A 21,588-nucleotide genomic window follows, 5' to 3' on the forward strand; every position below is an offset into this window, starting at 1 on the left:
GGAAATCAACTTAAAGACCCCCCGCGAACACCAACTGAGATAGCGACTCGAAGACAGGCATTTCAAGAGCAACTTCATTCCTCTCATTCAAGGCTAAAGTGCTCTCCACAATACCAGCAAATTTAGCCTGCATGGCCCGAGGAGGAACAGGAATTTCGATCCCATCAAAAAGTGATTTCTTCAGAATAGGAAGAGTGGTTTGAATCGCCCCATCTCTAACCAACTGTGGGCAAATCTTAAAAACAAAGTACCCATAAATATCATGGACCTCACAATTCCACTCTTGTGCGTTTATCTGCTGATTGAAAGTCACAGGAGATTCAGAAATTCCAACTTTTCCGATTGTCGCACCAATACAGCAAACCAACAGACCACCTGCGCGACACAACCTAGAATTCGCCAATCCCTCTTCAGTCACCTCTCGGGCCGATGACCTGATGCACCCATTTAAATCACCTGGCGTTACAAAAGGAGTTCCTTTGCCCCACATGCCAGCCTTTTCGCTCGGCGGCGTTTTCCCCGTGATTGAACTACCGAGCGTTCTGAGAGCTTTCCTGGGCCAACCTTTCGGATTGGTCACCGGGTCACCGAACATGTCCAGAAAGACCGCGCGCAGGAGGTCATCAGCAAGCTGGATTGCTTGCTGGCGCTTGCGGCGAATGGCGTCGGCCTTGTCGAGGATGGCGGCAATGCGTTTCTGTTCGGGCAGGGGCGGCAGCGGGATCAGCTCATCATGGACTAAGTTTCTATTGAGAGTTGGCACGCCGGCACCCTCAGAAAACCGCTCCAGCTTGAAAGCAGAAAGCATGTAATAGACCCATCGCGGATGGTTGCCATGAAAATCCATCACATACAACGCGGTATTCAGCGGCCAAAAGCCACCTTCACAATAGTGAACTCTCCCTATCGTTCCTGACCTTCCCGTTATTACGCCAGGGCCATTGATTTTCAATTCATCGTGAGAGCCATTCTGTCCATTAGCCGCATAAATGGGAACTTCACCTTTATTTCTCATCCCAACTGGCAGATCGTATCCGCGCTTAAGAGTCGCAATATTCTTGAGCGGGACCAAAGGCCACCCTGAGTGGTTTTGAAAAAAGCTCACAGCATCCCCTCCAGCGCATCCAGATCCGCCAGGATCTCCTGCTCCAGCGCACGCAGCCGCTGCAGGATCTGCCTCGGGTCTTCGTACTGCACCTGCTGGTGCTCCACTTCTTTGTAGCGGTTGATGGACAGGTCGTACTTGTTGGCGGCGATGGCTTCGGCCGGCACTACAAAGGCCTTCTGCTTGCGGTCACCGAACTGCTTGTTGATGGTCTGCTTACGGGCATTGCGCTCGACCAGCTTGCGGTAGGCCGCCCACTGGGCAATCGCATCGGGTAGGTCATTGCTGCCCTCGCCCTTCAGCGGCGTGCGCTTGTCATCCAGCGAATAGCCATCGGCCCGCAGGTCGTAGAACCACACACGCTCGGTTTGACCGCCCTTGGTGAACAACAGGATGGCCGTGCTCACGCCGGCATAGGGCCTGAACACGCCGCTGGGCAGGCTGATAACGCCTTCCAGCTGGTTGTTTTCCAACAGTTCCCGGCGCAGCTGCTGGTGGGCCTTGCTGGAGCCGAACAGCACGCCATCGGGCACGATCACCGCCGCACGGCCGCCCAGCTTGAGCGAGCGCAGGATGTGGGCCACAAACAGCAGCTCGGTCTTCTTGGTCGCGACCAAGGCCAGTACGTCCGGGTTGACGTTGGCCTCATCCAGGCTGCCCTTGAACGGCGGGTTGGCTAAAACCACGTCAAAGAAGTTCTCTTCCTGACGAGGGAAGTGTTCCTTGATGGATTTGTTCAACGTGTCCTGATAGTTGATGTTCGCCCCGCTCACCCCGTGCAGCAGCATGTTCATGCTGGACACGCGCAGCATGGTGGTATCGAAATCGAAACCCCAGAACATCTGGCTGTTGATGTGCTTGCGGTAGGCGTCCAGCAAGTCACCGGTGTAGCTGCTGTTGCCGTCCTCGTCGGTGAGGGTGCCCGCTTCGCTGGAATGGGTGCGGTTGAGGTATTCCATGGTGCGGGCCAGGAAGCCGGCCGTGCCGCAGGACGGATCGCAGACCACCTCGTAAGGCTGCGGCGCCACCACTTCCACCATCGCATCGATGATGTGGCGCGGGGTACGGAACTGCCCATTGATGCCGGCCGTCGTCAGCTTGCTGAGCAGGTATTCGTAGATATCGCCCTTGACGTCGGTCTGTGTCAGCGGCAGTTCGTTGACCATTTCCACGGCAGCCACCAGCACCGACTCGTTCTTGATCTCCAGGTCGGCATCCTGCATGTACTCGCCAATATGCCCCAGCGCCGCCCCGGACCCGCCCTTGTCCCCGGCGGTGCTCAGCGAGGTAAAGAACGGGTAGACGTTCTTCTTCAGGTGCTTGTGCAGCTCTTTGCCACTGAGGTTGCGGAAGTTCTTCCAGCGCAGCAACTGGCCTTCGCGGGAGGCGGGGAACAGGCGCTCGACCGGCTTGCCGGTGCGCTTGGCCTTGCGTTCGACCACGTCTTCCTGCATGTCCAGCATGCGGGCAAACATCAGGTAGCTGATCTGCTCGATCACAGTCAGCGGGTTGGTGATACCCCCGGTCCAGAATTTCTCCCAGAGCTTATCGATATCGTTGCGGATCTTGCCGGTCAACATCAGTTGGTCTCTTACTCAGTTTCAGTGTCATTTTCGTCGAGCAAGCCTTCATCGTCAGCGGCGCGGTTAAGCGCTTCGATGCTTTGCTCAGATGGGATAAAATCGATTTCCAGCGCGGCTTTGTCGGCGAAATAGGCAGGCAGCTGCGCCTTGATGGCGGGTGCAAGGTTCTTGAATTCGCCCACCTGCTTGACGAGGTTGCCTTTGCCGCTGACCAGTTGGCCTTCCGCCTTGGTATAGGCTTCGGTGGCGCTTTCCAGCCCCTTCTTGATTCTCTCGAAACTGGCCAGGAAGGAGTTGAGCTTTCTGAAAACGCCCTCTGCTCGGTTGGCCAGCGCGGCGGTGTGCTTGTTCTGATCCTCATAGCGCCAGAGCTGGCGAACGATGTTGAGGCTGGTCAGCAGGGTAGTCGGCGTAGCCACCAACACATTGTTCTCAATGGCCTGCTGAAACAGGGTTTCATCCGCCTTGAGCGCTTCAACGAACGCAGACTCAATGGGGATGAACATGAACACCATGTCCGGCGAGTTGAGCCCCGGCAGCTTGTAATAGTCACGGTCAGCCAGCTCCTTGATGCGGCTGGCGACGGCCTGGACATGCTCTTTCAGGGCCTGCTTGCGCTCCAGATCGTCTTCCGCGTTCACGTAGCGGGCATAGGCGTTGAGCGAGACCTTGGCGTCGATGATCAGGTGCCTGCCTTGGGGCAAGTAAACCACGGCATCCGGGCGCCGGCGCCCCTCCTCGGTAGTAATGCTGACCTCGCGCTGGTAGTCCTTGTCCAGCTGCAGGCCAGAGCGGTCGAGTACGTTTTCAAGCACCAGCTCGCCCCAGTTGCCCTGCAGCTTCTTTTGACCGCGCAGCGCAGTGGATAGCTCATGGGCCTCGGCAGTGATCTGTTGGTTAAGCGCCTTCAGCTGCTCCAGCTCTTTGCGCAGCTCACCCTGCTGGGTGGTTTCCCGGTGATGGATCTGCCGGACCTCTAGCTTGAAGGTTTCGATGGACTGCTGGAACGGCGTCATCACGGCACTCAGACTGAGCTTGCTACTTTCCTGCAAGGCTTGGGCCTTAGCTTCCAGTATTTCGTTGGAGAGCAATTTGAACTGTTCGCTCAAGCTGGCTTTCTGTTGTTCGAAATTGGCCAACTCGCGTGCATGACTGGCCTCACGCTCGTCCAGCTCCGTCTTGAGTTTGGTGTATTCGCTGCTCTGCGCAGCAAAGCGAGCCTGGAGCGTTTCATAGCGCTCGGCAGCAACCACTTGCTGCGCCTTGAGGCCCTGAAGTTGCTCGCGGGCTTCCCGTTCGCCTATTGCTGCCACCTTGGCAAGGGCATCCTGATTTGCGAGCTGGTCCTTGAGCGTGTCGCGCTCACGTTGCAAGGAGTTATTGGATGCTTGGGCGGTAGCGAGACGATCAAACAAGTCGTTGACTTTTTCCTGCGCCGCTCGACCTTCGGCTTGGGCGGTCTCTAAGCCTTTGACTGCTTCAAGATACTTCCCGTGGGCATCCTCCAGATCCTGACGCAATTCAGCCTGCACGTCTTTGCCGTCCAGCTGCTCTTGCGTCAACCGACTCACATTGTCGATGGCTGCCTGCATCTGCGCCTTCAACGCGGAATCTGCAACCTGCAACTCATTGACTCGAGCGTCTGCGGCTTTGAGCTGCTCACCCAGCGCGGCACTGCTGGCCACTGCCGTTGCTAGCGCCTGCTGAGCCTGCTCGAGCTGGGCTTGCAGCAGACCGAGCTGCCGGCCCTGACGCAATGTCGCCACCAAATAGCCCAGCAACGCACAAATCAATGCAAGCACGGCAGTGATGACGATGACGTCAGTAGTCCATTGAGTGGCTTCCATGTGCTCTCCTAGCGGCTGGCTGACACGGCTTCTCCGCGCATGAAGGGTTTGAGTACAGCCACGAGCGCATCCACATCCGCTGCCGTAAAGACACCATCGATGCCTTCGTGGGAAATGCTGTCAAACGGCGGCTCGTAGAGCGTCTCAATGACGATGCTGCCGTGGGTGGCAATGTAGTTCTTCAACAGGTTCATGAAGCGCACCTGTTGTGCGGTAAGCCCAGGATGTGCGTGCAGAAAGCCCTTGAAGTGCTCTTCGATGCCGTGTGCATCCAGGCCGATTATCTCACGCACGGTGAGGTGCAATTCATTGGCGGTACGGCCGTAGAACTCGTTGAGCACCTCCAAGCTGACGCCCGGATGGCTGGTGAGGATGGTAGAAGTGAGTGTTTTTAGCTCATGCTCGGCAATGGACTGGCCTTGGTGGATCTTCTGCAGGGTAGGATTCGCGGCCAGCATGTCATCGAGAATGCGCTTGAGCCGACGCCGGTAGATCAGCGCCTCGCTGGCTCCTACCATGTATGTCGTGCGCTCCTCTTCGATCACCCCGCCATCGCCGGTGCGGGTCGTGGGCATGTCATAGCCCGGCCCAACATCCACGCGCCGGTACTTCATGATGCCGCGCAATTCCTTGCGGACATGTTCTAGGCTCGCAATGCTGGCCTGCTGCCAGAATGCGGCACTGCGTACCTCGGCAATCACTGCATCCTTCTGCCGGACCGCCTGAATGTTCACTGCCAGCTTGTCCAAGGCAACCAATAGTTCGGTCTTGCCATCTTCAAAACAGCTAGCCTGCTCCACCAGACAACGCTGGATGTTTGCCATGAGTTTGTCCAGCGCGGTGGCATGCTTGTCGCGCAGCACTCGGGCAGACATCAGTGGCGATATGGCCTCACTGACCAGGTGCTGGGTGCGGCTATCGAAATTCCGTAGCTGGTCGGTCTGCTGCAACTGGTGCACCAACCGCAGCTGCCGCCGCACGGCCACACTGCTGTCCGGCAGGTCATTGATGTCTTCGCGCATCAGGCGCACGGCCAGGTCAAAGGCCTCGGCATGGCTCTTCTTCAGCGCCACTTGGGCAAGTTCGACACGTGCTGCAAACGTAGTCTGCAGCAGCGAGTTCCCGCCGGTGTCTTCCGGCTCCTGGTATTCCTGCTCGAAGAATTCGAAATTGCCGTAGTGATCAAAGATCAGAAATTCGGCCTTATGCTTGCCCGGACCGAACAGATGCGGGCGAAGACGCGTGCCACGGCCAATCATCTGCCAGAACTTTACCCAGGATTTCACCGGCTTGGCAAAGACCAGGTTCACTACCTCCGGCACGTCAATGCCTGTATCGAGCATGTCTACCGAAATGGCGATGCGGAATTCGTTGTCCGGCTTCTTGAACTCCTTGATCAGGGTTTCCACATGCGGAATGTCGTTGTGGATGACCTTGCACACACGCGTGCCGTACTGCGGGTAAAGCTTGGTGAAGATTTTCTCCAGATGCTCGGCGTGATCCTGACGCTGGGCAAAGATAATCGTCTTGCCCACCAGGGAGCCGGTGTCATCCTTGATGCCGTTGTCGATCAGGTTTTCAAGGATGATGCGGTCGGTGGATTCGCTGAAGATCCTGCGACCGATGTCTTTGCCGGCGATGGTCGTGCGCTTGGCCTCTTCCTCACCCAGATCCTCTTCCAGCTGACGCTTCTGCTCGTCATTCAGGTCGTTGTAGTGGATGCCATCGCGCAGGAAGTCAGTTGTCAGGTCGCGTACGCGGAACGGCACCAGATACGGCGGATCGTTGTTGATGGCTGCATCCAGGCCGAACTCGAAGGTCGGGTCGGTGGTTTCGCAGTCGAACATGTCGAAGGTATTGCGGCTGATGAACCTTACCGGCGTGGCGGTCAGCCCGACCTGCAGAGCGTCGAAGTAATCGAACAGGTCGCGGTACTTGTTATAGATGCTGCGATGGCTTTCGTCAGCAATGATCAGGTCGAAGAAGCCGACATCCAACTGCGCGAAACGGTTCATCATCCCCGGGTAAGTAGCGATGTAGATGCGCGCGGTCTGGTCAACCTTATTGGCTTCGCCGATTACGCAGCGCGGTTCGCTGGGCAGGTTCTGCTTGAAGGCATCATCGGCCTGGACGCGCAGCTCCTTGCGGTCGCAGAGGAACAGCACTCGCTTGGCCCAGCCGGTGCGCAGCAGAAGTTCGGCCAAAGCAATTGCAACGCGGGTCTTGCCGGTGCCAGTGGCCTGAATGATCAGCGCCTTGCGCCGCTGCTTCTGGAAGTGCGCGGCAACGGTCTTGATCGCCTCGATCTGATACGGCCTGTCGGCAATGCTCAACTCGGGGTTGTGTTTCTCCAGCTCGGCAACGCGGTACTGACGCTGGTAGATCAGATATTCCAAGCTGTCCTTGCCATAGAAGCCATAGACCTGCCGATAGCCGTTGTACTGCTTATCATCCCAGATGAAGGTCTCATAGCCGTTGCTGTAGAAGATCACCGGGCGTTGCATGCCCATGAGTTCAAAGCCATCGGCATACATGCGGGCCTGTTCGCGCCCCGCCTGAAGGCTGACGTTGCCTGATTTCTTGGCTTCGACCACCGCCAGAGGCTGGCCGTTGTCTCCCCACAGCACATAGTCTGCATAGCCCTTGCCGCTGGCGTTGCCTGGAAAATCGACTTCCACCTCCAACCCGACCTGTGCGGGGCTGCCCACATCCCAGCCGGCCTGAAGCAGCATGGCGTCGATCAGGAGCTTGCGGGTCTTAGCCTCACTCCATTGCAGGCTGCCGGCAACCTGCTCGCTCCTTTCCTGGCGCTGCCTCTGATCTGCTGGAGCAGGCGTTTCGACTTTTCCAAGATCACGTACCCGCTTCTGCTCCAACTGTTCCAAAACACGCTGCAGCTCTTCCTGCTGTTTGGCCAGCTCCTTCTCATAGCTGACAACTGACTTCTGCAACGCGTTGAGCGCAGTGGTGGGATCCTTGACCTCGACAAAAGCCGGCAAGTCCGAATGGGCCAGCCTGTAGTACTTCACGGCCATGTACTTGGCCAGCTCGTGAGCCGTCTTCAATGCCGATCTGGCCGTGCGGACATCTCCTTCGCCGCCATGGGCTGTTTCATTGCCCTGGATACGCAGGAAATTGATCTGATGGACCAGCGAGCTGCTTGTGCACGCGGTGAATACCGGACTCTTCACCAAGTCATAGAAAGTGGACTGCGGCAAGCGTGGCAGACGCTCCTCGCTGTAGATGGTCTTGGTCAACTCCTCAGCGAAACTGCGCAACCGTGTAAGTGCGCTGCCGGGATCGACATGCAGAACCCCCTCTGCAAGACCGGCCAGATTGGCCAGCAGTTCGTTTACAGGGCGAAGAAATTCAAAATTGACGGATTTCATTCAGGCGACTCTGTCCTTGGCGACCTTGAAATCAAGGCCGTGCGGCGTTCCATGTGGCGAACTGCAGCCCACTCATCAGTTCAACCGCAGCCGGCATGCCGAGTTCGATGAATGGGGAGGGCTTCCTTTGTAGCGGAAATCACTGAAGGGTGCCAGGCCAGAACCAGTCTGTATCGCTGGTCACCCCTGCTATTACAGTGCCCAAGGGCATCAGCCTTAAAATGCTCAGCCAGCAATTTTTCAGCGGGGCTTCCTCCGCTTCCAGATCCTAGACCCGCTTCGTATTCGCCATCTTCGTATAGCAATATCTTTTCAACCACATACGATCGGGTTGTAGACAAGAAAGCCCCGCAAAAGCGGGGCTTTGTAATACTTTTTTAATCAACACTCTCAACCAAGTGTTTCTTAGAACGGAATATCGTCATCAGCGAAGTCGTCCATCGGCGGCGCCTGCTGCGGCTGCGGGCGCTGGTTGCCACCCTGGTTGCCGTAGCCACCGCCCTGGTTGCCGCCCTGGTTGCCATAGCCACCACCCTGGCCGCCGCGCTGGCCACCGCCACCGCCGTACTCCTGGCGCGGCGCCTGCTGGCGCTGCGGGCGCTCGCCGCCGCCGTAGTTGCCACCACCACCACCACCGCCGCCTTCACCGCGGCCGCCCAGCATCTGCATCTCGTCGGCGATGATGTCGGTGGAGTACTTCTCCACGCCATCCTGGCCGGTGTACTTGTCGTAGCGCAGGCTGCCTTCGACATACACCGAGCTGCCCTTGCGCAGGTACTCGCCGGCGATTTCGCCGAGCTTGCCGAAGAACACCACGCGGTGCCATTCGGTACGTTCCTGCTGGTTGCCATCCTTGTCCTTGCGGACGCTGGTGGTGGCCAGGCTGATGCGGGTGATCGCCATGCCACCCTGGGTGTACTTCACGTCCGGGTCGTTGCCGAGATTGCCGACCAGGATGACTTTGTTGATGCCGCGCGCCATAGGTACCTTCGTTCGTTGTCCAAGGGCAGACCGCCAGTGATAGCACAGCCCCGGGCGGGGTGCAGTAGGCTGGGCCGCCCCTGTTGAAATTTGGGGGAATGCGAGAACGGTGCATCTTAGCATTGCCGCCGCCATCCGCCCGGTCAGAAGACCCCGGCCGCGCTGGAGGATTGAGCTGATTTCCTTGTCCGGCAATGACTTACCTTAGCCCCGACGGTCGCCCGGAGGGGCATTCGCGTCTGCCCATGGCATCATTCCCGGGCACCTTCCCCCCAGCCCCCTTCTGCGTTCCCATGACGATCAAAGGCAAAGCCACCTCCCTGGACATCGCCCACCTGGCCGGGGTCTCCCAGCCGACCGTGTCGCGGGCGCTCCGTGGCAGCCCGATGGTCAACGCCGAGACCCGCGAGCGCATCCTGCGCATCGCCCGCGAGCTGAACTACAAGGTCGACAAGAACGCCTCCAGCCTGCGCCTGCGCAACGCCGGAACCCTGGCCCTGCTATTCTTCGAAGACCCGACCAACGACGACTCGCTGATCAACCCGTTCTTCCATTCGATGCTGGGCTCGATCACCCGCGCCTGCGCCCTGCATGGGCAGGACCTGCTGGTCTCGTTCCAGCAGCTGTCCACCGACTGGCAGGCCGATTACGAGGACAGCAACAAGGCCGACGGCATCATCCTGCTCGGCTACGGCGACTACCACGAATCGCGCGACCGCCTGCAGCGGCTGGTCGAACAGGGCACGCACTTCGTGCGCTGGGGCGCCGCCCTGCCCGGCCAGCCCGGTGTATCGATCGGCAGCGACAATTTCCAGGGCGGGCACGACATCACCACCCACCTGCTGCAGCAGGGCTGCCGCCGCATCGCCTTCCTTGGCCATGCCTCCAGCCATTACCCGGAATTCCAGGAACGCTACCGCGGCCATGTCGCGGCTCTGCAGGAACACGGCCTGGCTGCCGAGGCGGCGCTGCAGCACGATGCGATCACCACCGAAGCCTCCGGCCAGGAAGCCTGCCAGGCGCTGCTGGCTCGCAACGCGCCGGTCGATGCGATCTGCGCGGCCAGCGACCTGATCGCCATCGGCGCGATGCGGGCCCTGCGCGAAGCCGGCCTGCGGGTGCCGCAGGACGTGGCGGTGACCGGCTTCGATGACATCCCCTTGGCAGCATCGGTATCCCCGGCGCTGACCACCGTACAGCAGGACACCAAGCAGGCCGGGCAGCTGCTGGTGGAGCGCCTGCTGGCACTGATCGGCCGGCAGGCTGTGGACAGCCAGAGCATCCCGGTAAAGCTGGTGGTGCGGGAATCGTCGCAGCGCGGGTAGTGTCGAGCTTGCTCGACCAGCGGATGCAACTCCAATCGGGAAAGATCAGCCGAGTATGGATCGGCTCTGCACAAAAACAGTCGAGCAGGCCCGACTCTACGGATTGCCACCTGCCGTTTCAGGCATCGCGGTGCGAACCGCTGCACTGAACTCGTCAAGCAGGAACGGCTTGGCGATCATCGCCATGCCCGCATCGAGGAAGGACGAGCGCTCCTGCGCCTTCTCCGCGTAGCCGGTCATGAACAGTACTGGCAAAGTCGGCCGCGAGTGACGGGCTATCTCGGCGAGCTGGCGGCCATTGAGCCCAGGCAGGCCGACGTCGGTAATCAACAGATCGATGCACTGGTCCGAAGTCAGGATCGGAAGCGCGGCGTCCGCATCGCCCACCACCTGGGCCTGGTACCCCAGGTCCTCGAGCACCACCGTGACCAGCATGCGTACCTGCTCATCATCCTCGACCACCAGGATCGACTGGCCAGCGCCGAGCCGGATGGCTTTGGCCGGAGCGGCCGCCGTTTCGCTGGCCGCGGCCTCCACCAGTGGAATGAACAGGGAAATGGTGGTGCCCTCACCCAGGCGCGATTCGATCGCGATGTGACCACCGGACTGCTGCATGAAGCCATACACCATCGACATGCCCAGCCCGGTTCCCTTGCCGATGGGCTTGGTGGTGAAGAAAGGCTCGAATGCGCGCTCGACGACTTCCGGCGCCATGCCGGCGCCCGTGTCGGCGACTGCCACCACCGCATAGTGCCCTGCCGGCACTGCCGGATACTGGCCTGCATGCACATCTGCTTCCGCAGTGCGCAGGATCAGCTCGCCGCCATCAGGCATCGCGTCGCGAGCATTGATGGCCAGGTTCAGCACCGCACTTTCGAACTGGTTGGCATCCAGCGTGGCGTGCAGCGGCACCGGACAGGTCTCGGTACGCAGCCGCACCGTCTCCCCGATCGTGCTGTGCAACAGGTGCTGCACCGATACCAGCAACGTGTTGATCTCCACCGGCCGCGCGTCCAGCGACTGCCTGCGCGAGAACGCGAGCAGGCGCTGGGTCAATGCGGCGGCACGCTGCGCCGAGGTGGTGGCCGTATCCAGGAAACGCTCCAGATCATCCACCCGGCCCATCTCCAGGCGCAGGCGCACGATGTCCAGCGCGGACAGGATGCCAGTCAGCATGTTGTTGAAATCGTGCGCGATGCCACCGGTCAACTGGCCGATCGCTTCCATCTTCTGCGACTGCCGCAGGGCGGCCTCGCTGGCCTCGCGTGCAGCCATCTGCGCTTCCAGCTCACGCGTGCGCTCGGCCACCATGGCCTCCAGTGCATGTGCGTGCTGCTGGCTGTTGCTCAGGGCCAGCTTGGCGGCGGTGATATCGGTAACGAAGACGTGGAATCCGTCGACCCGGCCGTCGGTGTCGGTGCGCGGCGAGTAACGCACTTCGCAGTCGCGCCGGCCGCGTAGTGGATGCGGCCAGGTGATCTCGAAGAGCGCCGCTTGGCCGTCCAGCGCGCGCTCCATCGCCGCCCTGCGCTGCTGCCATACGGATTCGCCGATCACTTCGCGAACGTGCCTGCCGATCACCTCACCGGTGGCGAGATCGAACCAGGACTCATAGGCCCGGTTGGCGAAACGGAAGCACATCGAACGATCAACGAAGGCGATCAGCACCGGCATCGCATCGGCGATCAGGCGCAACTCGGTTTCACTGCGGGCCAGTGCGGCCCGCCCGTCCGCCAATGCCGCCATCTGATCGCGCACGAGGAACTGCTTGTCACGGGCCCGCAGTGCGCCCTGGACAGCACTGATCAGGGACATGCTGCCAAGCGGCCGGTCCATCTCCACCACGTTGATCGCAACTGGCAACAGTTCCTCACGGGTGGAACGGCGGTACGACCGCGCCGAGCGCAGCAGGATGAACGGGATATCCGACCAGGCCGGTTGCTGCTGCAAGGCAGGCAGCATGCCATCGGTGCCGCGCACCAACGCTTCCTGGGTCACCACCACCAGGCCGGTGCGATCATCCAGATGCTCGGCCAGTTCCTCCAGGTTCCCCGCGATGCGCGTTGCCAGCCCTGCCCCCTCCAGTACCGCCGCAATGCTGTCGGCATCGCGTCCAAACGGCGCCACGATGCGGACAACCTTGCGGCTCTCACCGCTATCGGACATCGGACTGGCCCAGCAGCGCCGCGCTGTCACCCACGAATTCGGGTGTTCCGGTCAGGATGCCCTGGAAGTCTGCCAACGGCGCACTGACGGTGATGCCACGCCCGTCGATCTTCAACTCACGGATGGTGTCCTCGTGCGCACCGCCGCGGTTCTTGATCACCGAAATGGCTTTGCGGATGCGCCCCTTGGCCTCGAAGAACCGGAACAGCACCACCGCATCGGCGATATAGGACACATTGAGACTGCCAGTGGACATGGTGCCCACCAGGCCATGCTGCGGATTGATCAGGAACGTCGCTACACCCTTCTGGTTGAGGTAGGACAACATCTCGTGCAGCTGCAGCATCAGCTGCTTTTCCTGTGGCATTGCCGTGACATAGCCGTTCAGGCTGTCGATCACCAGCACACTGCAGTTGCGCTGCTCTACCACCTTGCGCAGGTTCCAGGAGAACTCACCCGGCGACACCTCGGCCGGATCCATCTGCAGGATCTCCAGCAGGCCCGAGTGCAGATGCTTGTCAAGGTCGATGTCCAGCGCAGATGCACGCGCCAGCAAGGTGCCGATGCGCTCGTCGAACTCGAAGATGCAGCAGCGTTCGCCACGTTCGCAGGCCGCCCACACGTATTGCAGGGCGACGTTGGTCTTGCCGCTGCCAGCGGGACCGGTCAACAGGGTCGAGGTCCCGCGCAGGGGGCCCCCGCCCAGCAGGCGATCGATCTCGTCGACGCCACTGCTCACCGGCGAACCCACGAACCGGTCGTGGTGCTCGGAGGCGATCAAGCGGGGAAAAATCTCGAGCCCACCACGACGGATCACCATATCGTGGTAGCCCGCAATGAAATCCACACCGCGCAGCTTCTGCACCTGCATGCGGCGCCGGGCCGGACCAAAATCCAGGGTCAGGCGTTCCAGCGACAGCACGCCGTGGCACAGGCTGTGCAACTGCCCATCGCGCTCTTCGCCGGTAGAGGTCAGGTCATCGACCAGGATCACCGTAGCGCTCTTGGGTGCGAAGAACTGCTTCAACGCAAGGATCTGGCGCCGGTAGCGCAGAGAGTCCTGGGCCAGCAGGCGCAGTTCGGACAACGAATCGAACACCACGCGGGTGGGCCCAATGCTGTCCACCTTGGACATGATCAGATTGACCGTCTCGTCCAGCTCCATTTCCCACGAATGCAGCACCGACTGCAGGCGACCGTTGCCCATTGCGCCTTCAGCCGATCCCAGTTCGAACAGGTGTAGGCCATCCAGCGACCAGCCATGGGCAGCGGCGACTTCGCGCAGTTCCTCGGCGGTCTCGGACAAGGTGATGTACAGGCAGCGTTCGCCCCGCCGCAGGCCTTCCAGCAGGAACTGAAGCGACAACGTGGTCTTGCCGGAACCCGGTGGTCCTTCCAGCAGATACAGCCGCGCCTGCGGAAGTCCGCCACCAAGAATGCTGTCCAGTCCCTCTACTCCGGTAACAGTCCGCATGTACGCCTGCATGGCAATGGCCCTGAGAGGCGCAAAGACTATCGGTGCCCCTGTCGACGTCCTGTGTGATCCGGCCGACCTTTCCCAACGCATTCAGGAAGACTTCACAAGCTGGCCCCCTGCCGCCTTGGCGAAGCCCCACGCACTGGAAGCCGCCCCTGTCGCGCCTTCAACGGTGGGGCGCCCTCACCTGCTACCCGCACGGCACCATGACCAACGGCGCATGACGCCAGCCCAGTTGCGGGTGATAAACAGCGCGATCACACACGGAAAGGTGTACGTCGCATGCTGAAGATCGATTCACTGTCCAAGACGTACGCCAACGGCGTGCACGCGCTCAACAATGTCAGCCTGGACATCCCGCGCGGCATGTTCGGCCTGCTCGGCCCGAACGGCGCTGGCAAGTCGTCGCTGATGCGCACGCTGTCCACCCTGCAGGAGGCCGACAGCGGTTCGGCGATCCTCACCATTCCCGGCGAAGCACCGATCGACGTGCTGCGCGACAAGGACGCGGTGCGCCGCCGGCTGGGCTACCTGCCGCAGGATTTCGGCGTGTACCCGAAGGTCAGCGCACTGGACCTGCTGGAGCATTTCGCGGTGCTCAAGGGCCTGACCCAGCGCGCGCAGCGCCGCGAGGTGGTCGATGGCCTGCTGCAGCAGGTGAACCTGTGGGACGCACGCAAGCGCAAGCTCGGCACGTACTCGGGCGGCATGCGCCAGCGCTTCGGCATTGCCCAGGCACTGCTCGGTGACCCGCGGCTGGTGATCGTCGACGAGCCCACCGCCGGCCTCGACCCCGAGGAACGCAACCGCTTCCTCAACCTGCTGGCGGCCATCGGCGAGAACGTGGCGGTGATCCTGTCCACCCACATCGTCGAAGACGTGACCGACCTGTGCCCCACCATGGCGATCATGAACAAGGGCCAGGTACTGCTGACCGGCCGCCCCGCCGAAGCCATCGATGCCCTGCAGCAGCAGGTCTGGCGCAAGCAGGTCGACCCTTCGGAACTGGCCGACCACGAGGCGCGCTACGTGGTGCTGTCGACCCGTCTGGTCGGAGGCCGCCCGGTGATCCACGTGCACAGTGCCAACGATCCCGGCGACGGCTTCGCGGCGGTGGCTCCCGACCTCGAGGACGTCTACTTCCAGCGCCTGCGCCTGCAGGCCCGTGCCCGCGCGGCAGCCTGAGCGGAGCACGCCATGATTCTCAACTTCTTCCGCTTCGAGCTGCGCGAGCAGCTGCGTTCTCCACTGCTGTGGCTGCTGGCCGCGCTGTTCGCCCTGCTTGCCTTCGCGGCCGCCTCCAGCGATGCGGTACAGATCGGTGGTGGCAGCGGCAACGTGCACAGCAACGCGCCCACCGTGATCGCGCAGATGCTGGGCATCTTCACCCTGCTCGGCATGCTGGTCAGCGCCCTTTTCGTCAGCAACGCGCTGCTGCGTGACTTCGAACTGGGCACCGCCGAGCTGATCTTCGCCAGCCCGGTGAAGCGCCGCGACTACCTGGCAGGGCGCATCGCTGCCGCCCTGGCCGCCGGCTTGCTGGTCTACATCGTGATTGCATTTGGCCTGTGGCTGGCGCCGTTCATGCCGTGGGTCGATCCCGAACGCATGGGCCCGATCAGCTGGCAGGGCTATGCGTGGACGTTCGCAGTCATCGTCATCCCGAACCTGTTGTTCACCACCGCACTGCTGTCGCTGCTGGCAGCCCTGACCCGTTCGATCCTGTGGGTCTACATCGGCCTGGTGGCCTACCTGGTGCTGTACGGCGCCAGCGCGGCCCTGCTGCGCGACATCGACAACACCTGGATCGCGGTGCTGAGCGAACCGCTGGGCATGCGCGCACTGGGCCGCACCATCCGCTACTGGTCCACCGCCGAGCGCAACAGCGGAATTCCCGAGCTGGCCGGCTACCTGCTGGCCAACCGCACCCTGTGGCTGGGCGTGGCCGCCGCGCTGTTCGCCGCCACCTTCGCGTTGTTCCGCACCGAACGCAGCGGCAGTGGCCGTCGGCGCTGGGGCCGCAGGCAGGCGCAACCGGTTGCCGATGCCGGCGCCGTCCGCCCCACCCGCGCAACGCTGCCGCGCGTGGTGCCGGCGTTCACTACCACCACGGCGTGGCAGCAGTTCCTGCGCCAGGTCCGCTTCGATACACGCGGCGTTCTGCGCAGCGTGCCGTTCATCGTGCTGCTGGTGCTGGGCCTGGCCAACTTCCTGCCCAGCGCGCTGTTCCGGCAGACGCTGTATGGCACCTCGATCTGGCCGGTCACTTCGCAGATGATCATGGGCCTGCAGGGTGCCTTCAGCTGGCTGCTGGTGATCATCGTGCTGTTCTTCGCCGGTGAACTGGTCTGGAAGGAACGCAGCGCGCGCATCAACGAGGTGACCGATGCCATGCCGGTGCCGAACTGGGTGCCGCTGCTGGCCAAGTTCACCGCGCTGCTGGCGGTGATCGTCTGCTTCCAGGCGGCCGGCGCGCTGGCGGCGATGGGCGTGCAGCTGACCAAGGGCTACACCCACCTGGAGCCGCTGCTGTACCTGCGCAGCCTGGCGCTGGATTCGGTGGTCTACATCCTGATGGGCGGCCTGGCGCTGGTGCTGCAGGTGCTGACCAACAACAAGTTCGTCGGCTACGCGCTGCTGATCGTGGTGATGATCGGCCAGGGTGTTCTGGGCCTGCTGGACTACACGCAGAACCTGTACAACTTCGGCAGCTGGCCCATCGCGCCCTATTCGGACATGAACGGCTACGGTCACTTCCTGCCGGGGCAACTGGCCTTCCAGGGTTACTGGGCGCTGTTCCTGCTGACCCTGATGTGCCTGGCCTCGGCGTTCTGGGTACGCGGTGTCAGCCAGGGCTTGCGCCAGCGCCTGGCCCTGGCCGGTCGTCGCCTGCGCGGTCCGACCGGCGCCTTTGCAGCGCTGGCGGCACTGGCCTTCATCGGTGTGGGCGGCTGGCTGTACTGGAGCACCAACATCCGCAACGAGTTCCTCTCGCCCGACCAGCAGCTGGACCTGCAGGCCCGCTACGAGCGTGAACTGTCGAAGTACCGCAACCTGCCGCAACCACGCATCGTAGCGGTGGACAACCGCGTGGACGTGTTCCCGGAAACACAGTCGATGGTGATCGACGCGAACTGGACGGTACGCAACACGCATGCCGTGCCGATCCAGGAGGTGCATGTGTCGATGGGCGATGACAAGCAGCTGGTCGCCGCCGATCTGGGCGGACAGACCCTGTCGATGCACGACGCCGACCTTGGCTACCGCATCTACCGCCTGGCTACGCCACTGCAGCCGGGTGAAAGCCGCAGCGTCCACTTCCGGGTGGTGCAGAGGCCCAACGGCATCACCGCCGGCCAGGCACCAAGCAACATCGTCGACAACGGCACCTTCTTCAACAGCCGCGTGCTGCCGTCCTTCGGCTACAACGAAGGTGCGGAGATCAGCGACCGCAACGAGCGTCGCAAGCGTGACCTCGGCGAACCGCGGCGCATGCCCAAGCTGGAAGACGAAGCCGCGCGTGCCAACACCTACATCTCCAACGATGCCGATTGGCTCGACTTCCGCACCACGGTCTGCACCGCGCCGGACCAGGTGGCGCTGGCCCCGGGCTACCTGCAGCACGAGACCACGGTGAACGGCCGGCGTTGCTTCAGCTACGCGATGGACCGCCCGATGCTGAACTTCTACGCCTACCTGTCGGCACGCTGGGAGGTGCGCAGGGCGAAGTACAAGGACCTCCCGATCGAGGTCTACTTCGATCCGGCGCACGGCTACAACGTGGACCGGATGATCGAAGCGGTGCAGAAGTCGCTGGCCTACTACGAAGCGAACTTCACGCCGTACCAGCATCGCCAGGTGCGCATCATCGAGTTCCCGGGCTATGCGCGCTTCGCACAGTCGTTCGCCAATACCATCCCCTACTCCGAGGCCATCGGTTTCATCGCCGACCTGCGTGATCCGGACAAGGTGGACTACGTGTTCTACGTGACCGCGCACGAGATCGCACACCAGTGGTGGGCGCACCAGGTGATCGGTGCCAATGTGCAGGGCGCCACGGTCCTGTCCGAGTCGCTGTCGCAGTACTCTGCGCTGATGGTGATGGAGCAGGAGTACGGCCGCCAGCACATGCGCCAGTTCCTCAAGCGCGAGCTGGACGGCTACCTGTCCGGACGCGGTGGCGAGGCCATCGAGGAGCAGCCGCTGGAGCGCGTGGAAAACCAGCAGTACATCCACTACCAGAAGGGTTCGCTGGTGTTCTACCGGCTGCGCGAGGAGATCGGCGAGCAGGCCCTGAACCGCGCCCTGAAGCGCTTCCTGCAGGACAAGGGCTACCAGCAGCCGCCGTATACCACCTCACGCGAACTGCTGGACTATATCCGTGCCGAAACGCCAGCTGATCGCCAGCAGCTGGTCACCGACCTGTTCGAGAAGATCAGTTTCTACGACAACCGCGTGATGACCGCCAGCGCCCGCAAGCGCGATGACGGTCGCTACGACGTAACCCTGGACCTGCACGCGGCCAAGCAGTACGCCGATGGCAAGGGCAAGGAGAGCGACGGCACGATGGATGACTGGGTTGAGATCGGCGTGTTCGCCAATGGGCCTTCGGGTAAGGAACGCGACCAGAAGGTGCTGTACCTGCAGCGCCACCACATCACCAGCGCCGCGCCGAAGATCACGGTGACGGTGGACGAAAAGCCGGACGAAGCAGGCTTCGACCCGTACAACAAGCTGATCGACCGGGTGAGCGATGACAACCGGCGCAAGGTGACGATGTGAAGTGATGGAGCGCCGGCGGTTGCGTCGGCGCTCCGCATGCCGCATGTAGTGCCGAGCCATGCTCGGCACAGCGCCTTCAGCGCGCCGCCGCCTTCGGCCCCAGCAACGCCAGCAGTACATAGACCACGATCGAGGCGACGGTACCCAGTGCCGCCGGCAACCCGAAGGCCCAGGCCGACCGGCCCTGCTGGCGCGCCCACTGCGCCAGATGCCAGGCCGCGCCCAGGTTGATCAGCCAGGCGATGACAAACACCGGCCACTGCACAATGCCCACCGCGCGCAGCAAGGGCATGGACACCAGCGCGGCGGCGATGGCCGCGATCAGGAAGATCAGCGCGGCGCGGGAATGATGGAGTGCAGCCATGGTCACGTTATCAGCCACCAGAAGATGGAGTCCGCTTCCAGAATAACGCTCACTGACCTTGGGTGCAGCAGATGGCCCCATCGCCGCCAGATTGGATGCCTTACACCAGGATCCTCGGATCTCTGACGCACCGCACGGCGGATACCGATACGCGGCGGTCGCCACGAAGCGCAAGGTGAATGAGTGGGAACACCGTGGATCGGGAAGGTGTGCCCACGGGTACACCCACTCGTCCAAGGAGTCACTTTGTGAAAATGGTCTCTGCAGCCACCTTGATTCTGGCAGGCACCGCGCTTTCCCCGTTCGAGGCGCACGCGGTCCAGGTAGTCACCTGTGGCAATTGCACTCAATCCTGGCAATACGAATCCGCTGGCGAGATGGCTCATGGGTTCCGACGTGGCTGGGAGGTCTATCTCGTGGTCAACCCCAACACCGCCCAAGCACTCTACGTCACCGTCAACTACATTCCTCCTGGCGAGGTTCCCAGACGCTTCCACCAGGCCGCTCCCCAAGGTGATCCGGGAGTCGCGGCTGACATCAACGTTCCAGGCTGGCGCCTACCGAGCCAGCCGGTGCTGTCACGGCATGGACAAGGTGACTTCGACAGCAGCTCACAGGGCTTGGCGGACAGCGAACGGCTTCAGCTCGAAGCAATTGTCCGAATGTCGAAGGAATGGGTGTTCATCAAACCCAGGAACGACAGTGGATACTTTTCAAGTGTGTATGTCGCAAACCAGTTCATTCCGGCAGTCGACGATGCGATCCGAATCGCGCATACGACGAACAATCCAGCCTGGCAGCATGGACAGATAAATGGAAACCTCGTTGGCTCCCTTTTCAGGTCGCTTGAGCATTTCTTCGGCAGAGGTGTTGGCGGCTGCCTGCTGATGGACAACGGCGACACCGCCTGCTGGCAGATCAATCCAATGGCCAGAGGGGCGGCGCGACTGATCAAAGGCACGGCAAAGGATGTTCTTGGCCAAGCCTTGCCTGAATCAGACACCATCAAGAACGGGGGAAAGATTGATATTGATGTCGATAGGGGCGATTGGCCTCGCGAGGTGCGCTACAACTTCAGTGGCGGCTACTTCCGATGCGGGTCGGTAAATGGAAAGCTGGACCGCTGCGAATGGATCCGCCCGCGCTAGGAGATTAGTCATGAAGATATGGTTGCAGCTGGGAACGCATTCCCTGGTGGCCATTGTGTTCTCGCTTCTGGGGGCATGGCACATCACCCACGGACTGCCCAGCCTCAGACACCAGTACAGCGACGACCTCGCCATGTCCATCCATCTGTTGTTCGACGAGGATGGCGAGGCAAGGTCGCAGGCTGAACTTCAGTCCAGAATCTCGTCCCACATCGCTAACATGCTCCTGCTTTCAGCCAGCTCACCCGGGAAGTCAGATGCAAAGAATAACCGTCTTGCAGAAATCAGCAGGCGCATTCTCCAACAGGATCTCCTGAGATACATCGAGCGTGACGAAGTACGACGCAATGCTGCCCTCACGGCCGGTGGCCTGGCGGGCGATTGAGCATCCGTTGCCCGGAGTCTCCAAAACTCGGGCACGCCATGACACTTTTCTTATAGGGAACGCACCATCACCAGCACGCGACAACCATGGTTGTCGGCTTCCTGCAGCGGCTTCCAGCCCAGCCGCGTATACAGACCGCCATCCAGGGATTCGGTCTGCAGGTGCAGTTCGGAAACGCCCATCCGCACCGCCTGCGCCGCGGCCTGTTCGACCAGCGCGCCAGCCAGCCCACGCCCGCGATGACTATCGGCCACGAACACGCTGCCCAGCCAATGCTCGTACTGCGGGAATGCCGGCATCTCCCTGCGCTTCAACTGCACCGCGCCGACCACCTGGTCGCCATCGAAGGCGGCAATCAGATGCGGGAGACCCTCGGCATCCTGCGGCCGGTTGAGCCGTTGCAGTTCCTGTTCAAGCGACAGGCCAGCGTCCCGGCCCCATTCCGCGTAATACCACTGCGCCAGTTGCTGCCGTTCCGGTGCGTCGGCGGGTAATTCCCTGAACTCCATGGCGGTGCCTCAATGGGGAAGCGTTCTGTAGAGTCGAGCCATGCTCGACTGATCTGGCATTGTGCGAACGGCAGTCGAGCATGGCTCGACTCTACAAATTACACGGCGGCGGTTCAGCCCTGCGCAAAGTCCTTCAGGATCTCGCCCACGCCGCTCGGTGAGATCTCGAAGCCCAGCGGGGTGCCCGGATTGATCACCACGCCATAGCCACCCGGCACGCGGCGCAGCACGTCCAGCATCAGCCAGCGGATATGGTGTTCGGCCTGCTGGCTGTAGGTGCCGACCCGCGACGGGTCGGTGAACACGGCCACATGCAGGGTGCCCTGCTTGTCGAACAGCAGCGGGTCGAAGCCGCTGCCGTCGGGGGTGACCAGGCTGCCGGTCAGGAGCACCACCTCGGAGGCGACGAAGGCTTCCATGAAGGCGCGGATCGGCACCGCCCCGTCCATCGCCGCCTTCAGCAGGGTTTCGATCGGGGTCTGCGGGGCGAGGTCGGTCATGGCGGTACGGCGGGGCGTGAGGGGGGC

15 protein-coding genes are annotated in these 21,588 nt (G+C 61.7%); 5 read left to right on the forward strand and 10 right to left on the reverse strand.

Features of this window, described 5'->3' with window-relative positions; genetic code table 11:
- Window positions 1-10: 10 nt before the first annotated feature.
- From AC0Z6F_RS07805 to AC0Z6F_RS07825, 5 genes are all read right to left on the reverse strand, one after another.
- Entirely contained in the window at window positions 11-1,105 is a 1,095-nt protein-coding gene (locus AC0Z6F_RS07805; protein WP_485616882.1) for a restriction endonuclease subunit S, read from the reverse strand.
- Entirely contained in the window at window positions 1,102-2,685 is a 1,584-nt protein-coding gene (locus AC0Z6F_RS07810; protein ID WP_012510354.1) for a type I restriction-modification system subunit M, read from the reverse strand. Before AC0Z6F_RS07810 ends, AC0Z6F_RS07805 begins: the two co-directional genes overlap by 4 nt.
- Window positions 2,686-2,696: 11 nt before the next feature.
- Complete coding sequence (locus tag AC0Z6F_RS07815; RefSeq protein ID WP_012510353.1) at window positions 2,697-4,535, reverse strand: DNA recombination protein RmuC; 1,839 nt, start codon at window positions 4,533-4,535, stop codon at window positions 2,697-2,699.
- Window positions 4,536-4,543: 8 nt separating this feature from the next.
- Window positions 4,544-7,924, reverse strand: coding sequence for a type I restriction endonuclease subunit R (locus AC0Z6F_RS07820; protein ID WP_012510352.1), 3,381 nt, complete (start codon window positions 7,922-7,924; stop codon window positions 4,544-4,546).
- Between the two features lie 405 nt (window positions 7,925-8,329).
- Window positions 8,330-8,905 carry a single-stranded DNA-binding protein gene (locus AC0Z6F_RS07825; protein ID WP_012510351.1) on the reverse strand — a complete coding sequence of 192 codons (576 nt, stop codon included), beginning with the start codon at window positions 8,903-8,905 and terminating at the stop codon, window positions 8,330-8,332.
- 293 nt (window positions 8,906-9,198) lie between these two features.
- On the opposite strand from AC0Z6F_RS07825, the gene AC0Z6F_RS07830 reads away from it, so the two are divergent.
- Complete coding sequence (locus tag AC0Z6F_RS07830; RefSeq protein WP_041864485.1) at window positions 9,199-10,230, forward strand: LacI family DNA-binding transcriptional regulator; 1,032 nt, start codon at window positions 9,199-9,201, stop codon at window positions 10,228-10,230.
- 96 nt (window positions 10,231-10,326) lie between these two features.
- Here AC0Z6F_RS07830 and AC0Z6F_RS07835 read toward each other — a convergent pair whose 3' ends face one another.
- Both AC0Z6F_RS07835 and AC0Z6F_RS07840 read right to left on the reverse strand, forming a co-directional pair.
- Entirely contained in the window at window positions 10,327-12,396 is a 2,070-nt protein-coding gene (locus AC0Z6F_RS07835) for a PAS domain-containing sensor histidine kinase (protein WP_012510349.1), read from the reverse strand.
- Window positions 12,386-13,882 carry an ATPase domain-containing protein gene (locus AC0Z6F_RS07840; protein WP_012510348.1) on the reverse strand — a complete coding sequence of 499 codons (1,497 nt, stop codon included), beginning with the start codon at window positions 13,880-13,882 and terminating at the stop codon, window positions 12,386-12,388. Before AC0Z6F_RS07840 ends, AC0Z6F_RS07835 begins: the two co-directional genes overlap by 11 nt.
- Before the next feature lie 273 nt (window positions 13,883-14,155).
- Between AC0Z6F_RS07840 and AC0Z6F_RS07845 the strand changes: the two genes are divergently transcribed.
- Together AC0Z6F_RS07845 and AC0Z6F_RS07850 are read left to right on the forward strand one after the other, a co-directional pair.
- Window positions 14,156-15,058, forward strand: a complete 903-nt coding sequence (locus tag AC0Z6F_RS07845; protein WP_004147722.1) for an ABC transporter ATP-binding protein — start codon at window positions 14,156-14,158, stop codon at window positions 15,056-15,058.
- Between the two features lie 12 nt (window positions 15,059-15,070).
- On the forward strand, window positions 15,071-18,655 hold the full coding sequence (locus AC0Z6F_RS07850; protein ID WP_012510347.1) for an ABC transporter permease/M1 family aminopeptidase: 3,585 nt from the start codon (window positions 15,071-15,073) through the stop codon (window positions 18,653-18,655).
- A 76-nt stretch (window positions 18,656-18,731) separates the two neighbouring features.
- On the opposite strand, the gene AC0Z6F_RS07855 is transcribed toward AC0Z6F_RS07850, so the two are convergent.
- Window positions 18,732-19,019, reverse strand: coding sequence for a hypothetical protein (locus AC0Z6F_RS07855; protein WP_100434767.1), 288 nt, complete (start codon window positions 19,017-19,019; stop codon window positions 18,732-18,734).
- Between the two features lie 248 nt (window positions 19,020-19,267).
- Here AC0Z6F_RS07855 and AC0Z6F_RS07860 point away from each other — a divergent pair, with 248 nt between their 5' ends.
- Together AC0Z6F_RS07860 and AC0Z6F_RS07865 are read left to right on the forward strand one after the other, a co-directional pair.
- Window positions 19,268-20,167, forward strand: a complete 900-nt coding sequence (locus AC0Z6F_RS07860; protein WP_012510345.1) for a hypothetical protein — start codon at window positions 19,268-19,270, stop codon at window positions 20,165-20,167.
- Between the two features lie 10 nt (window positions 20,168-20,177).
- Window positions 20,178-20,552: a hypothetical protein gene (locus AC0Z6F_RS07865; protein WP_238378218.1), complete on the forward strand. Its 375-nt coding sequence runs from the start codon at window positions 20,178-20,180 to the stop codon at window positions 20,550-20,552.
- A gap of 50 nt (window positions 20,553-20,602) precedes the next feature.
- On the opposite strand, the gene AC0Z6F_RS07870 is transcribed toward AC0Z6F_RS07865, so the two are convergent.
- The gene (locus tag AC0Z6F_RS07870) at window positions 20,603-21,061 is read right to left on the reverse strand and encodes a GNAT family N-acetyltransferase (RefSeq protein WP_004147717.1); all 459 of its coding nucleotides are present in this window, start codon (window positions 21,059-21,061) and stop codon (window positions 20,603-20,605) included.
- 113 nt (window positions 21,062-21,174) lie between these two features.
- Entirely contained in the window at window positions 21,175-21,561 is a 387-nt protein-coding gene (locus AC0Z6F_RS07875) for an SseB family protein (protein ID WP_100434191.1), read from the reverse strand.
- Between the last annotated feature and the right edge of the window lie 27 nt (window positions 21,562-21,588).

It is taken from the genome of Stenotrophomonas sp. 1L-E-5-B-C3, from assembly GCF_057292075.1.